Source organism: Hymenobacter sp. UV11 (genome assembly GCF_004684095.1).
In the GTDB taxonomy this organism is placed as follows: domain Bacteria; phylum Bacteroidota; class Bacteroidia; order Cytophagales; family Hymenobacteraceae; genus Hymenobacter.
In genome coordinates, this window is record NZ_SRII01000007.1 from 329,211 (window position 1) to 345,180 (window position 15,970).

8 protein-coding genes are annotated in these 15,970 nt (G+C 62.2%); 1 reads left to right on the top strand and 7 read right to left on the bottom strand.

Annotated elements, in window-relative coordinates; translation table 11 throughout:
- The first annotated feature begins 111 nt into the window (after positions 1-111).
- Entirely contained in the window at positions 112-2,664 is a 2,553-nt protein-coding gene (locus tag E4631_RS15345) for an excinuclease ABC subunit UvrA (protein WP_133656418.1), read from the top strand.
- A gap of 122 nt (positions 2,665-2,786) precedes the next feature.
- On the opposite strand, the gene E4631_RS15350 is transcribed toward E4631_RS15345, so the two are convergent.
- The 7 genes from E4631_RS15350 to E4631_RS15380 form a co-directional block, all read right to left on the bottom strand.
- Entirely contained in the window at positions 2,787-5,930 is a 3,144-nt protein-coding gene (locus tag E4631_RS15350; RefSeq protein WP_240734949.1) for a DUF6493 family protein, read from the bottom strand.
- 54 nt (positions 5,931-5,984) lie between these two features.
- Complete coding sequence (locus E4631_RS15355; protein WP_133656416.1) at positions 5,985-7,325, bottom strand: SWIM zinc finger family protein; 1,341 nt, start codon at positions 7,323-7,325, stop codon at positions 5,985-5,987.
- Positions 7,326-7,493: 168 nt separating this feature from the next.
- Positions 7,494-7,889 (bottom strand): DUF2809 domain-containing protein, encoded by a 396-nt coding sequence (locus E4631_RS15360; RefSeq protein WP_133656415.1) that lies wholly within the window; start codon positions 7,887-7,889, stop codon positions 7,494-7,496.
- On the bottom strand, positions 7,886-8,722 hold the full coding sequence (locus tag E4631_RS15365; RefSeq protein ID WP_133656414.1) for an oxygenase MpaB family protein: 837 nt from the start codon (positions 8,720-8,722) through the stop codon (positions 7,886-7,888). The genes E4631_RS15360 and E4631_RS15365 overlap by 4 nt, the downstream gene beginning before the upstream one ends.
- A 497-nt stretch (positions 8,723-9,219) precedes the next feature.
- Entirely contained in the window at positions 9,220-10,356 is a 1,137-nt protein-coding gene (locus E4631_RS15370) for a glycan-binding surface protein (protein ID WP_133656413.1), read from the bottom strand.
- 87 nt (positions 10,357-10,443) lie between these two features.
- Positions 10,444-12,120, bottom strand: a complete 1,677-nt coding sequence (locus E4631_RS15375; RefSeq protein WP_133656412.1) for a RagB/SusD family nutrient uptake outer membrane protein — start codon at positions 12,118-12,120, stop codon at positions 10,444-10,446.
- A gap of 27 nt (positions 12,121-12,147) precedes the next feature.
- Positions 12,148-15,348, bottom strand: coding sequence for a TonB-dependent receptor (locus E4631_RS15380; RefSeq protein ID WP_133656411.1), 3,201 nt, complete (start codon positions 15,346-15,348; stop codon positions 12,148-12,150).
- Between the last annotated feature and the right edge of the window lie 622 nt (positions 15,349-15,970).

Genomic DNA, 15,970 nt, shown 5'->3' on the forward strand with positions numbered 1-15,970 from the left:
TAGCCGCTGGTGGGGGGTAGGGAACACTGGTATTTGTGCGGGCAGCGGTAGATGTTGCCCCTGCATATTGCGTAGTAACGGCCAGCGGCGCGTTGCACCGCTTTCCTGTCTATGCCTGGTACTACCAATCTCCCCCTCCCTACCCCCGGCTTTGTGCGCGTGCGCGGCGCCCGCGAGCACAACCTCCAAAATATCGACGTCGATATCCCGCGCGATGCCTTAGTCGTCTTCACCGGCGTGTCGGGCTCGGGCAAGTCGAGCCTGGCGTTTGGCACGCTCTACGCCGAGGCCCAGCGGCGCTACCTGGAGTCGGTGTCGCCCTACGCACGGCGGCTTTTTCACCAATTATCGGTGCCCGAAGTCGATAGCATCGATGGGCTGCCGCCGGCCGTGGCCTTGCAGCAGCAGCGCGGCGCGCCCACCACGCGCTCGTCGGTGGGCTCGGTCACCACGCTCTCCAACCTCGTGCGGATGCTCTACTCGCGGGCCGGCGACTACCCCAAAGGCCAGGGCATTATCTACGCCGAAGGCTTTTCGGCTAATACGCCCGAGGGTGCCTGCCCGCGCTGCCACGGCCTGGGCCGGGTATATGAAGTAACCGAAGACTCGATGGTGCCCGACCCCTCGCTCACCATCCGCGAGCGGGCCATTGCGGCCTGGCCCCAGGCCTGGGGCGGCCAGAACCAGCGCGATATTTTAGTCACGCTGGGCTACGACGTGGACCGCCCCTGGCGCGACCTGCCCCAAAAGGAGCGCGACTGGATTCTCTTCACCGACGAGCAGCCCGTGGTGCCCGTGTACCCCGGCTACTCGCCCGCCGAAACCCAGCGGGCGCTGAAAAGAAAAGAGCAGCCCAACTACATGGGTACCTTTTCGAGCGTCCGGCGACACGTGCTGTATACATTTGGAAACACCCAAAGCGCGCTCATGAAAAAGCGCGTATTGCAGTACATGCTGAGCCAGGAATGCCCGCTTTGCCACGGCAAGCGCCTGCGCCCCGAGTCGCTGAGCGTCACCTTCGCCGGCCTTGATATTGCCGACCTGGCGCGCCTACCCCTCCAGCAGGTGGCGGCCCGGCTGCGCCCCTTTGCGGAGGGCACGGCCACCGCCCAAAAGCACGACGCGGCCCATCCCGAGCAGGCCGAAGTGACGCGCCGCATCACTCAGGACCTGTGCGCCCGCCTCGCAGTACTGCTCGACCTGGGCCTCGGCTACCTGGCCCTGGAGCGTAGCACGCCCACGCTCTCGCCCGGCGAATTACAGCGCCTGCGGCTAGCTACTCAGCTCTATTCCAATTTGTTCGGCGTAGTATATGTGCTCGATGAGCCCTCGGCTGGCCTGCACCCCTCCGATACCCAGGCGCTGCTGAAAGCGCTCGACAGCCTCAAAAGAGCCGGTAATTCACTTTTCGTAGTGGAGCACAACCTCGACGTGGTGCGCCGCGCCGACTGGCTCGTAGATGTAGGCCCCGCCGCCGGCGAGCAAGGCGGCCAGATTCTCTACAGCGGCCCGCCCGCCGGCCTGGCCGACGTGGCCGAGTCCCAAACCCGCAAATTCCTGCTCGACCAAGCTGCCCTATCCCCCCGCACCCCGCGTAAGCCGGCGGGCTGGCTGCAGCTGGCCGGCGCCACCCGCCACAACCTGCGCGGCCTCGATGCTACATTTCCACTAGGGGTGTTTACAACTGTAACGGGTGTGTCGGGCTCGGGTAAGTCAACACTTGTTAGCCAGGTATTGATAGAATTGGTAAGCGAAGCGCTGGGGATGGGCCGCGACGAAGCCGAAGCCAGTGTGGGCGAAACCGCCGAAGAAATCCTCGACCTGGCCGAACAGGGCGCGGCTGCCGAAGGCAGAATTACAGCCGGACTCGACTTGGTGAAGCGCCTGGTGCGCGTGGACCAGCAGCCCATTGGCCGCACGCCGCGCTCCAATATGGCTACCTACACCGGCCTGTTTGACCACGTGCGCAAGCTCTTCGCGGCCACGCCCGAGGCCCGAAAACGGCGCTACGACGCCGGCCGCTTCTCCTTCAACGTGGCCAAGGGCCGCTGCGAAACCTGCCAGGGCGAGGGCTTCGTGATGGTCGAGCTGCTGTTTTTGCCCAGCGTGTATTCGCCCTGCCCCACCTGCCACGGCGCGCGCTACAATGCCAAAACCCTCGAAATCACTTACCAGGGCAAGAACGTGGCCGACGTGCTGCGCCTGACCGTGGACGAGGCCTGGGCTTTTTTCGAAGACGAGCCCAGCGTGCGCCGCGCCCTCACCGTGCTGCGCGACGTGGGCCTGGGCTACCTGCGCCTCGGCCAGTCGGCCACCGAGCTCAGCGGCGGCGAGGCCCAGCGCATCAAGCTCGCCACTGAGTTGCAGCGCCAGGCCCGCGCCCACACCCTCTACGTGCTCGACGAGCCCACCACCGGCCTGCACCCCGCCGACGTCGAAAAGCTCCTCACCCAGCTCAACGGTCTGGTCGAGGGCGGCCACTCGGTGTTGGTAGTGGAGCACGATATGCGCGTGGTGGCCGGCTCCGACTGGGTTATCGACGTGGGCCCCGGCGCCGGCGACGAAGGCGGCCGCATCGTGGCCGCCGGTCCGCCCGCCGAAGTAGCGCAATCCAAAGCCAGCCGCACCGCCCCCTACCTAGCTAGCTTCCTGGCGGGGGGGTAGGGGTATATCCCGCCAAGGTTAGGATGGTAGCGACGCGACCCTTCGCGTCTCGGTGCCCGCGCCAGTTGGGCTCCTTCGTTCGAGTGTCATCGTTCAACGGCGAGACGCGAAGGGTCGCGTTGCTACACGGGCTGCCGTAAGCTGGCCGTAATCTTCTTGAGCGTAGCCGTTTGGCTCCAGTCAGCCAAGCGGCCTTGCACAGCCGGCGGCACCGCCCGGCCGGTGCGGGCCACGAGGTCGGCGTAGGCTTCGAGCAGCTTGCGCAGGTTGCGGGGGGGGAGGGCCGGCAGCTCGGGCAGCAAGACATCGAGCGTTTGGCGCAGGGCATCATCTGCTTCGGGCGAGATGGCGCGGAGCTGGGGCAACGCATCGGCCAAGCGCGCTACCGGGGCGTAATCGGCGGCTAGCAGCTGGCCCAACGCCCGGCCCAGCGCGGTCGGCACGAGGCGCTGATGGACTACGGCAGCAAGCAAAACCTCTTGGGCCAGCGCCCGGCAGGTGGGGGCGTAGTGCACTAGGCCCACGGCCAGCAGCAAGGAGGCGGGCTCATCGAGCGCCGTCCCCGGCAGCAATAGGCCGTGTAGAGCCTGGGTAAGGATATCGCGGCTGGTAGCATCGGCTTCATTGCGTACGGCGGCCACCCGCAAGGCGTGCCACTGCAGCGGGGCTGGGTAGTGAGGCAGCAGCGCCTGCAAAAATGGATATTCGAAAGCCAATGCCAACTGGTGCCAGTAGGGTTGCTGAGTCAGCAACTGTGTAGCGTGGGCCGAATACAGCAGTAGGCTATTGGGCAGGGCGCCGGGCGCACCGGCTGGTAGCAGGCGCAGTTTCGTCCAGCGCTCCGTGATGGTAGGCTGGCCGGGCTTCCACTTGTCAACGTAGGATTTAGCCTGCGCCTGCAATTCCCAGCGGGGCTGCCACGGCTGCACTACGCCAGGGCAGGCATTTGGTGTCAGGCCAGTTAGCTCTGGAAAATTGCCCTCCGGATATTTGGTGCGGGCGGCCACGGCCCATAGCCAGGGTAGGGCCTCCGTGATGGAGCTTGGTAGCGCCACTGCGCCCGGCAGCAAGCGCGCCAGCCGTTCGGTAAATTGCCGAAGCAGGGATTTTGGGTTGCCCACCGTGGCCGGCAGCGCCGCCGCATCCGGGCTCAGCAGCCAGTGCAGAAGCTCGCGTAGGCCCTCGTGGCGCAGTTCAGGGAGCTTGGTGAGTGCCGCCTCGGCTTCGGCGGGGTAGGCGTGGGCAGTGCGGGCCAAGGCCACCACCAGGTCGGCGGCATTGGGTTCCTGCTGGGCTTGCTCATAAGCTAATAGGCGGATTATTAAAGCAGTAGGTGTTACCCAATAAGGTGCGTGGCTGGGTGTGCTCAGTAGGGGCAGGCTTATGCCCCGGTGCAACAACTCTTCGGCAAAGCTGAGGCGCTGCTGTTCCAGCGTCACCAGCGGGTCGCTAGCCAGGTGGCGGCCAAGCAGCGGCACTTTGGCTACGCGCAACCGCCGAAACCCCGCGTGCCAGCTCAGCAGCAGTGCTTCAGCCAACCCGGCGTGCCCCTGCGTCGAGTTGCCCGCCAAAATAGCCTCGGCCTGCGCCCCGCTCTTACCCTGCAAAAACGGCAGCGCCTGCACCAGATACGGCTCCAGCTGCGCCGCGTAGCCTTCGGGCAATTGCTCGTGCAGCCGCAGCAGGCCATCGAGCCAGCGCTCCAGAGCGGCGGGGGCGTCGTGGCGCAGCACCTGGCCGGTGAGGAACAGCAGCTCGTGCCAGTCGGCTACCGGCGCGATGGCCGTGGCGGGCGAAATATCCGGCACGAACTGCGTCCGCGGGGCATAAGCTGCAGGGGCGTCGGCGGCGGGCGCGGGGGTAGGGGCCGCCAGCCAGGGCGCCAGCGCGGTGCGGGCGGCGGCGCCCAGCAGCTCGGCCTGGTCGGCCAGCGTGGCGAGGGTTTCGGTCGTGTCGGCGGGGGGTAGGAGCGGCTTTTTGGCGGCCAGCAGGTCGGCCAGGCCTTTGGCGGCGCGCTCCTGCACGGTGGCGTCGGGGTGGGCGAGGGCGGCGGCCAGCAGCCGGGCCACGGCGGGCGCGTGGGCGGCATCCTGCCTGGGTAGCTTGGCCAGGCCGGCGAGCAGCGTTTTGAGGCCGGTTTTGAGGTCGGGCCGCAGCAGCAGGGTATCGGCGTAGTGCAGCAACGGAGCCAGGGCAAACCCCGGCTCCGGCCATACGTCTTTGAGTTGCTCGATGGCAAGATTGACCACCAGCGGCAGCGGGTGAGCCAGCAGCTCCGTCAGCTCGGCCTGGCGGGCCAGGCGCTCGGCCCGCGTGGGCTGCAGGCTCACAAACAGCTCCTTAAACCACGTCAGCAGCGGGCGGCGAAAGTCGCGGCGCAGCGCCAGCAGGCACCGCGTGAGGATATCGGCGCGGTCGAGGTGGTGGGTGGCGGTGAGGCGAGCAAGCATCTCGTGCCACGTAATCCATTTTCTATCTATGTGGTCTACAGTTTGGGCAAATCCCCAATTAATTTCCGTGTCAAACTCAAAAAAATACGGAACACTTCGTTCGAGCAAATCTTTATTGCGCTTAATACGCTCAAGAATAAGGTCTTCAATGGCAGGTAATAACTCGCCTTCACGGAGCCAGGGAAAGAATTTAGTGAGTTGAGTTAGGTCTGTCAGCTGGCTATTGGTAAGCTTAACTCCCGCTTTTAAGTAGCCATGTAATTGCCATAGTGTATTGGCCTCTTTGCCATAATTAGACAACTCTGTAACGCCTGACAGGGCTAACAGCTTGGCGGTTGGTACAATGAGCGCACTTGATTCTAACTTCAGTAAAAAGTCAAAATTCAAGCTTCTTAAGGAGCGACTATCCGCAGTATTGCCTAGCCAAGTATCCAGCCATTCGGGCCGCCGGTGAACCAGCAGTTGGCAAGCATAATCCGTTAGCTCATTGAGTGGCAAGAACCCACTTGTAGAAGTAGAAACCGATGGCCGACTTAGTACCCATAAGCTGTTGGCAAAAGGCGGTGCCAAGGCTTCTTTTTTAGAGTAAGTCGCCAAGCGTGTTAAAAAAAATAAAGATTGCTGTAACTGAGTTGGGCCTTTCTCCCAATGTTGTTCCCCTTTCTGCCTAATATCTTCTAGCTCGCTTGCCAGGGTTTGAACCCGTTTGCGGATAGCTACTATTCCTTGTTTGTCAAGCGCTAACAGAAAGGGTACTAATTCTGCTGCGCTTTGATGGAGGATGATTTGCTCAAAAATTTCGACAGTAGGTAGCATTTTTATAATTAATAATATTCTGTCTGTTAGTGAAATATGATTGTGATTTCCTCCTTACCCAAACCGCAGCTGCGCGGCCAACACGTGCTTGCACAACCCGCGCTGGCCCTGGTGTGCGGTAAACCACTGGCAGGTGCAGCGCGGGGGCTCGGGGCCGCCCACCAGCACGGTGTGCCACACGTCGGTGCCGCGCACGCGGGCCTCGGTGCGGCCGCTAGGGCCCACGCCCACCAGCTGCACCTCGTCGGGCGCGGCGAGTAGGGCGCGGGCGTTTTTGAGGCGCGGGTTGAGCTGCAAGATGCGGTCGGTGCGGAAGGGCAGGCGGCGGTAGAAATACTGATTTTCCGTAAGGTCGAAGCCCAGCAGGCCCATGGCCGAGAGGCTGGCGCAGAGCCGTGCCACGGTATCGGGCGCCAGGTCGTGGGCCAGCCCGAACAAGGTCGGGTTGAAGGCTTCGTTGGCCCGAAACAGGTAGTTGGCTCCCGCCAGCCACTCGGCGGGCAGCTCGTTGAGCAGCTCTCTCAGTTGGGTTCCCTCACCCGAAAAGCCCCGGTTGGCCGCCGCCGACAGCGCCAGCAGAAACTCGTGGCCGCCCCCTAGCTCCAGCACTACGGCGCTGGCCTGGCCGTCGGGGGTAGCGTAGAGGCGGGCGGCCTGGGCCAGCGGCAGCAGGCCGTCGAGCAGGCGCAGGCGGTGCGCGCCGCCCACCCGCATGGCCCCCGGCGCCGGCACCAGCCCAAAATGCGGCCGCGCCCCGCGCAGTGTGAGGAACATATCAGCCTTAGCCGCGCCGGCCGGCAGGCTGTGCAGCAGCTGGGCCGCCTGGGCGCGGCCGAGGCGCAGGCGCTCCTCCATCTGAGCCAGGTAGCCCTGGGCGGCGGTAAGGCCCTTGAGCCAGCGCAGGGGTAGGGCCACCTTGCGCTCGGTGACGGTGCCGGTGGCGCGGGTCAGGGCCACGGCCTGCTGGCCCACGGCCAGGCCCACCGGCTCGTGGCGGCCAATGCGGGCCAGCGCATTCACCATCGGCTCGTTGAAATCGACGTTGGTGGTACCGCTGGCCACAAACTCGCCGTCGAGCGCGGCCGGTCCCAGGTCGAGGCGGGCGTACACGCCGTTGCACGACGAAAACGCCTCGAAGCGCAGCTGCCCCGCACCGGCCGTCACGATAGGGTCGCGCAGCACCGCGCCCAGCGGCACGAACCGCGCGGCCACCACTTTGGCTAATGTGCTTAGTCCCCGCGCCGCCAGCCACGCGTCGCGTAGCTGCCCCCGAAAAAAGCAAGCCGCGCCGCCGGCCGGTGCCTCTTCGGCATAAGCTGCGAGTTGCAGCGAATTACCAGCAGCAGTAGCCAGTAGGGCCGATGGCTGGGCGTAGGCGTAGGTTATTTCTGACATAGCTCAGAAAGGAGGAAGAGGTAGATGGGGTAGGGAAGTATGCCGTTTTGGTTTGGCAAAGATGGACGGTATAAATGATAATTACTAAAAAAATTGGCAAATAATTTTAGTAAAATTCTGCCCTCCTCATGCAACCTTGTTTAGCAGTAGTCTTTCCTACTGATAGCCTCACTGCTCGCTCAAATCCCGCGCTGTGCGCCGTCCGCGCACCTGCTCCAGCCCCAGCACTAAGGCCGCCCCCAGCGTATACGCCAGCATATCGCCCCACTCAAACTGGCTGCCCAGCACCAGTCGCGCCGCCGGCGAATGCTGCCAGCCCAGCCAGCTAAGTAGGTGCGCCAGCTGCGCCACCTCGATGGCGTAGGAAACCAGCAACGCCACCGCCACTACCCGGCCCGCCGGGGCTGGCCAGACGCTCTTCAGCAAACAATAAAGTAGAATAGTGGCTAGAAAATCACCCCCGTAAGGCCGTACGAAGCGGTCGTGGGCAAAGCGGGCAATGCAGATTTCCAGGGCCAGCAGCCCGGCCGCAAGCAGGAAATAACGGTAATGGAAGCGGGTCATTGGCAAGAGGCTACCGGCGCTTCAGGCGCGGGAGGGGGGTAGGCGACTGGAGCGGCGGCCGGGCGGGCCAGCGCCGGCACCTCATCCAGCGCCCGAATGCGCGCCGCGTACTCGGTGGGCAGCATGGCGTTTTTCAGCCACTGGCTCACGGCCAGCTGCTTCGTGGCGCGGTAAAAAGCCAGCGCCGGCCGCAGCCACGCGCCCGTGCCCAGGCCCAGCTGCCGGCGCACGGTGGGCGGGCACACCAGGCCCTGCACCCCGCGCAGCAGCCAGTAGCGCGGGCCGCCCAGGTGCTTGCGGTACTGCCGGTACAGGTCGGTGGTGCAGGCGCTTAGCTCCAGGTCGGTGGCCAGGTGGCGGGCGCGGTCGGCCTGCCAGGCGGGGTAGGAAACTGGCAAATCGGGGATGCCCAGGCCCCGGCCCACTTGGCCAAACACGGTCACTATCTCCCCGCACTCGGCCGGCGTGAGGGGCCGCTCCAGCAGCTCGAAGGCCCGGATGGAATACGCGATGAGCAGGTACAGCACGTCGCGGTAGGCCCAATCCGGAATGCGCTGGCCCCGGCTGGCCTCCACCGCGCCGTGAATGGCGGCAATGCTGGCAATGGCCCGCTCGGCGCCGGCCTGGTCCGAAAACAGGATGCGCCGCGAGTAGTCCACCGTCGAAAATAGGCGGCCCAGCGGGTCGGCCGGCAGCCGCCCGGTGAAGTAGAGCCAGTCCACAGCTTTGTTAAGGGCAAACTCGGCCGCCGCCCCGGCAAAGATGAAGAGTACCGTATCGGAGGTGCCCCAGATGCGGCGCACGATGGAGCTTTGGGCCACGAAATATTCCATAGGCTGCGCTAACAAGCAGGGGTAGGGCGAGGTGCCCAGTTAAAGCTTTGTTTTTACTACTACTTTGAAATGCAAAGTTAATCAACACCTAACTGATGTTACGCAGTTCTTGTCTGCCTCCGTGTGCGCCTCACCCCCTAACCCCCTCTCCAAAAAGGAGATGGGAACTGTTTTTAGCTTAAAATCATAAAAATCAGTAATTTATACTGAATTATAAAACTAGTGCTAGTTCCCCTCTCCTTTTCGGAGGGGGGGGCTAGGGGGTGAGGCGCACGTTAGAACGACCCGCCTGCATAACATCAACACCTAATACTTGGGGCGGTCAGCCAGCTCCTTTTGGCTAAGGTGCTGGCTTGGCCCGAGTGAGGTGGGGTAGGCGGCTATGCGCCGTGCAAACCACCAGAGCCCCCACGCAAAAGCGCCGCCGGCCTGGGGCCGACGGCGCTAGCAACGCACGGTAGTAGAGCTAAAATACTGTGCCCAGTTAGGCTAAGAACCTAATTGACCGGTATAATCCGGAAGTTGTCGAAGGACATATCTGCCTCCAGCGCGTCGCCGTCAAAGATGATGACGCGAACCTCGTGAGTAGCTTTAGTGGGGTCTGTTTTGGTAAGAAAATCGCTCAGTTTGACGCTGCGGGTGCGCCACTTGCCGCCAGTGCTGAAGGGGGTAGTAGGATGCCAGAGGTAGGTATTAACGGGAGGGTTTCCGCCGGGGTCACCATCAATTGCTATGCGCAGAGTATTGGTAGTGAACGGCTTGAGGGTATTCATCTCGAACTTCAGCAGGTAGTTGCCGGGCTTGGCTAGCGCATCGGCCGGAATTACAATGTTATTGTTGGCGCTCACCTCCGTCCAGGTCCAGGCAGCAATGCTTTGGTTCACGCGGAGGTAGGCGCCACTGATAGAGCCCGGCGCGGCGCCCGAGGTAATAAAGTCGGTGCCGCCCCACACACTACCATTTTTATCGTAGTTGAAGAGAATATTCCGGTCGTCTTTGTAGCGGAAGGTAGCCTGTTTTTCGAAGTTGTTGGTTCCTGCTACTTTAATAACGGCACCCACTGCTACCCCGGCTGGCATTATAAAGTAGACGGAATCGGGCGTGGCCTTGGTGATAGCTACCGCCGTAGTATTAAAGTATACTTTGCCCGTGGCAGCAGTAACGCCGTAGAGGTCAAAGTTTTGTCCGGCCAGGCCTACTTTCTCACCCGCCAGCGCGTACTCGTTGGACATGCCCGTCACGGCCAGGGGCGGAATAGACACGGTATACTTGGCCTGGGCCGTGCCGCCGGCCGTGGTGACCGTGATGGTGTTGGTTACGTTTTTGGGCACCACCCGCGGTACCTGCAAGGTAATCTCGTTCGGGGTGATGTAGGCATTTTTCAGGTCGGCTTCTACGTCGTTGAAGGCCACGCTGCTGACGCTGCAAAAGTTGCTGCCCTGGATAATGACCCAGTCGGCCAGGTTGCCCGTGGTCACGGCAGTCGAGCGGCTGGTCGTGGCCGATACGGTCATGATACCCGGCGTGCCGCCGCAGCTGCTTATATCTTCCTTTTTACAGGACGATAAGGCAATGGCGCTCAGCACCAAGCCGTAGGCAAAAGTGTGGCGGAAAGTTCTATATAACTTTAACATGGAGAGAGGGTCAGGAGTAGGGTGAGGGAAAGAAGGCCCGTTGCGGGCGGCCGGCTGGTACCGGCCGCCCGCAACGGGCCGGCAAGCTTACCAGCCAGGGTTGTTGCCCGAGATTTCGTGGTTGATGTTGAGCTCCGTCACCGGAATAGGCATCAGCAGGTGCTTGGTGCTGCGGCGCTTCAGCACGTTGTTCTCGTCGCTGTCGAGCGCGTTCATCACGGGCAGGTAGATGCCCCAGCGCAGCAGGTCCCAGCGGCGGTCGCCCTCGTGGGCCAGTTCGCGGCGGCGCTCCTCCAGCACGAAGGAGCGGAAGGCCTGCTGGCTCATGGTTTTCACCTCGGAAGCCCCGTTGCGGCGGCGAATCTTGTTCACGGCTTCCAGGGCCTCGGCCGTGGGGCCGCCGTTGGCCTCATTGGCCGCTTCGGCGTAAATAAGCAGCACATCGGGGTAGCGCAGCAGCGGGTAGTTGAAGTTGCCGCGCGTGACGGTGCGGTCGCTGATGGCTTCAAACTTGCGCAGCCGCGCCACGTGCGCGTCGTCGATGTTGCCCACGTCGGTGGGCTGGTAGCCGTAGCGGGCCCGCTTGGCCTGGGCCTCGGCGCTCATGTCGGTGCCCTTCACCACCGAGCTGTCGGAATAGGGGTAGTACATAAAGTTGCCGTAGAGCTTCCAGCGGTGCAGCACGCCCGTGGTAATGCGCTGGTCGTTGTCCTCAAACAGGTGGTACCAGTGGTCGGACGAGGCAATCCAGCCGCCCTCAATCTCGTTGTTCGCTGGATTAATGCGCCCGATGTGGAACATCGACACCTCGTTGCCAAAATTCGGGTCGTTTGAGATAGTTTGCAGCGACCAGATGTGTTCGCCCTTGTTCTGGTTGCCCACCGTCCACACCTCGGCGTGAGTGGGGAAGAGCGTGTACGCGCCGCTGCTCATCACTTCCTGGGCCTTGTCGCGGGCCAGCTTGAAGTAGTCGGTCGAGTTCAGTCCTTCCAGGCCTCCTACCACGGTCTTGGTGTGGGTGAGGGCCACCGGGGCCAGCAACACGCGCTTGCCCGCCACCAGCTTGTAGGTGGGGCCGCCCATCACCGTGACCTGCCCGCTGGCCAGCGAGCCCGAGGCCATCGTCACGTATACCTTGGCCAGCAGGCTCTTGGCTACCGTCTGGTTGGGGTGGCCCACCACGGCATTTGCGGCCGGGTAGAGGTCGGCTTCGGCCGCTTTCAGGTCTTCGATAATGAAGGCGTACACGTCCTTCACGGGCGAACGGGGTAGTTGCGGCGTTTCGCCGTCGGCCACCGATTTTTTGAGCAGCGGCACCGGCCCGTAGGCCCGCACCAGCAGGTAGTAGCCCCAGGCCCGCAAAAACCGCAGCTGCGCAATGGCATCCTTCTGGGCCGTCGCGTCCATCGTCAGGGCCTGAATCCGGGCCATCGCAAAGCTGCAGTGGTTAATCAGGATGTAGGGGCCGTTCCAGCCGTTGTCGATGCCCCAGTAGTTCTGGAAGTTGCCGGCGCCAATATCGCCGAAGGCCCAGGTGGCCCCGGTCGCGTCGTCGTTGTCGTAGTCCCACAGGTTGGGGAAAGGCCCGTAGCGGAACATGGTTTCCCCGATTATCGTGTTCAGGGCGCCATTAATGTACAGGTCGGCCGAGGTAATCTGGGCGGGGGCCACGCCGGAAACCGGCTTCTCGGTGAGGAAGTCTTTGCACGAGGTGGCCCCCAGCAGCGTGGCCGCGAGGAGGGCCGAGGTAACGAGCTTTTTCATATAGCAGGCAGGGTGGGAGAAATACGGTTAGAAGCCCAGGCGCAGCCCCAGGGTATAGGTGCGGCTGGTGGGGTAGGAGTTCATGTCCACGCCCCGGCGGGTAGCATCCCCGGCGAAAGCGCTCACGTCCGGGTCGTACCAGCTGTATTTCGTAATAGTAAGCACGTTGCCGATGGCCCCGTACAGGTTGATGCTGTCGATGAAGGGTAGGGGCTTGTTAAAAACGTAGCCGAAGTTGATGTTCTTGAGGCGCACGTAGGAGCCGTCCTCCACGAGGCGGTTCGAGAGGCGGGCCTGGCGCGTGTCGGCGGTCAGGGGCTTGGGCCAGGTGGCGGTGGCGGCGGTTTCGGGCGTCCAGCGGCCGTCGTACACAAACTGCGGAACGTTGGCCACTTGGCCCATCCGAATCTGGTAGAGGTTGCTGTTGATGATGTCGCCGCCCTGTACGCCCTGCACAAACAGGCTCAGGTTGAAGTTGCGGTACGTGAAGTTGTTGGTCACCCCGTAGGCATACTTGGGGTTGGTGTTGCCGATAATAGTGCGGTCGGAGGCGCTGATACTGGTGGGGTTGTTGTCCAGGTTTTTGTACTTAATCTCCCCAATCTGCTGGCGTTGCACGGCCTCCGACTGGTTAGCAAACTGCGGGTCGGCCTTCACCTCGGCCAGGTTGTCGTAGAAGCCGTCCTCCACGTAGCCGAGTATTGCCCCGATGGGCTGGCCGTTGCGCTGCAGGAAGAACTGGTCGGCGCCGAAGTATAGGCGCGGGGCGTACTGGTCGCCGGGCAGGTCCTGCAGCTTGTTACGGTTGAAGGAGATGTTGGCGTTGACGTTCCACTTAAAGCGCTGCGTACTCAGGACCGTGCCGATGCCCGAGAGCTCCAGGCCTTTATTCTCGACCGAGCCGAAGTTGGTTTGCTGGTAAAACGAGCCGCTGCTCGGGTTTAGCGAAATGCGCTGGAGTAGGTCGCGGGTGAGCTTGCGGTACACATCCACCGTAAAGGTGAAGCGGTTCTGCATAAAGCCAAGGTCTAGGCCCACGTTATACTGGCCGGTCGTTTCCCAGCGCAGGTTCGGGTCGGCCGGGCCGATGTAGGGGTTGTCAGAGTAGCCCGGCTGCAGGCTGCCGCCCGCCACATAGGGCGTGTAGTAGAGCAGCGACAGCGTGCCGTAGGGCCCGATGGCCTGGCTGCCGGTGAGGCCGTAGCCGCCGCGCAGCTTCAGGGTGCTGAAGACCTGCATGCGCTGCATAAAGCTTTCCTCGTTCACGTTCCAGCCCACCGAAAACGAGGGGAAGTTGGCGTACTTGTTCAGCTCGCTGAAGCGGCTCGACCCGTCGCGCCGGAACGACACGGTAGCCATGTAGCGGCCCTTGTAGCTGTAGTTGACGCGGCCCAGCAGCGACATAATCGCACCGTCCGACTTGTTGCTGTTCAACTGCCGCTGGTTGGCGCCGTTACCGATGCTATTGTCCTGCAGCAGGTCGTCGGGAAAGCCCGTGGCCGACATGTTGCGCATGTAGTAGCTGTTGTTTTCGCGCGTGGCACCTACTACGGCGCTCACCGAGTGGTCCTGGCCAAAGGTCTTATTAAAGTTCAGCAGCGACTCTAGGGTGAGTGCCCGCCACGTATCGTCCGACACGAACGCGGAGCCGTTCACGGTGCGGCCTTCCTGCAGGCGGCGTCCATAGTAGACCTCCCGGTTGTTGCCGCTAAAGTTTACCCCGATGTTCTGCCGAAAGCTCAGCCAGGGCGTAAACTGCACCTGCAGGTAGTTGGCCGAGTAAATGCTGGTCGAGGCCGTCTGGTCTTTGGCCTGCTGCAAGTAGGTGAGCGGGTTGGCGGCGGCGTACCACGACACGTTGTTCTCACGGGCCAGCGCGGCGGCGTCTACCACCGTGGGGAACGTGGGCGGAAATACCAGCGCCGAGCTGATGAGGCTGGCCTCGTTGCCGTTAGAGTTTGACTTAGCCAGGTTGTAGTTGCTGAACGTCACGTTGTTGCTCGTGCCAAACTCCAGCCACTTAAACAGCTTGCGGTTGATGTTGGCCTGCAGGCCATAGCGCGTGAAGCTGGAGTTCTTTACGATGCCTTGCTGGTCGAGCACGTTGCCCGAGATGGAGTAGCCACCCTTGTCGCTGCCGCCCGACATGCGCACCGTGTAGTCCTTGGTAACGGCCGTGCGTAAAATCTGGTCCTGCCAGTTGGTACCCGTAAAGCCGTCGGGGTAAGAGGTGCCCTGCAGGCCGGTGAGGTAGTCTTCGGGCGCCGGCTGGCGCACTACCTTACCCGTGAGGGGGTCGGGGCCCGTGATGCCGGGGAAGGGCGCCTGCGTCGGCGCGTACCCGTTGTAGGTAATGCTGTTCTGGTACGCCTCGTTCTGAAACAGGGCGTACTGGTAGGCGTCGAGCACCTTAATGCGCTTCGCTATATGCGAGAGGGTCGTGTTGGCAATGACCTCCACCTTGTCGGTGCCGGCCTGGCCCTTCTTGGTCTGGATGAGCACCACGCCATTGGCCCCGCGGGCGCCGTAGATGGCCGTGGCCGAGGCGTCCTTGAGGATTTCCATGCTGGCAATGTCCTGGGGGTTCAGGAACGAGAGCGCGTTGGTGCTTTGCTGCGAGGCAATGCCCGTGCCCGCCGAGGCCGCCGAGGCCGCGGGCGCGATGTAGGGAATGCCGTCGATAACGTAAAGCGGCTCGGTGTTGCCCGAGAGCGAGTTGGCCCCCCGAATGGTGAGGCTGATACCCGCACCCGGCGCCCCGTCGCTGCGGTTTACCGATACGCCGGCCACCTGGCCCTGCAAGCCCTGGTTGATGCTGGTCGGAATGGTTTTGAGCAGGTCTTCGGTCTTGACCACCGCTACCGAGCCGGTGAGGTCGCTGCGCTTTACGCTGCCGTAGCCTACTACCACAACATCATCGAGCGCTTTTTGCTCGGTCAAGTTCACGTCGAGGGTAGTTTGGGTGCTGTTCACTTTGCGCTCGGTGGGCTCGTAGCCCACGTAGGAGAATATGAGCGTAGCCGTGGTTGTGGGCAACACCAGCGCGTAGGTGCCATCCGAGTTGGAGGTGGTGCCTCGCGTCGTGCCTTTCACCACGATGCTCACGCCGGGTAGGCGGTCGTTTTTAGGCCCGCCGGTGACCACCCCTTTGATGGAGGTCTGGGCCTGCGCCGCCAGCGGCCCCGCCGCCAGCATAGTAGCTACTATCAGGGGAGTAAAATTCTTCATACAGAGTGAGTAAATATGGAAACTTGGATTAATGGCCCGCGCCTGTTGGGCGGGCTAGCTGCTGTGGGCGCGCCGTGGCCGACGGGCAGCACGGGCACGGGGTTAAGCAGACGAAAATCGCTGTTTCATTGGGTGGGACTGGAGAAAAGTGAAAAAGAGAGGTATGAAGAAACCGATTAGCCCCGTAGGCGAGCAGCCCTGAAGCCAAACTATCGCAAACGTTTGTGAGGGTTATTCTTTCCCAGGGTGCTGTCGTTAACGCAGGCAAGGTACTACATCACAAGTACATCTGAACTACATGTAATCTGCAGAAAAGTGTTTTTACGTCCGCTACCAGCTGCTTTTTTGATACCCGTTCACCCGCCAATTTGCGGCTGGTGGCAAAAGGGGCTGCTTCTTAGAAGAAAAAAACTAATTATTGGCATTTTCTTATCAAATTTTGATAGAATGATACTAGTAAAGCCAGGGGAAGATGGCGCGGCCAGAGTTGGATTGCAGCGTTATTTTTTTGCGTTTAGCGGCATAAAAAGTGAGTAATTACTCAGTTCTTATGACCTAGGGTGCTGGAGCGCTGGGTCTGGGACGGTAGGCAGGCACTTGTTTTCTGCCGCGCAGGGGCATG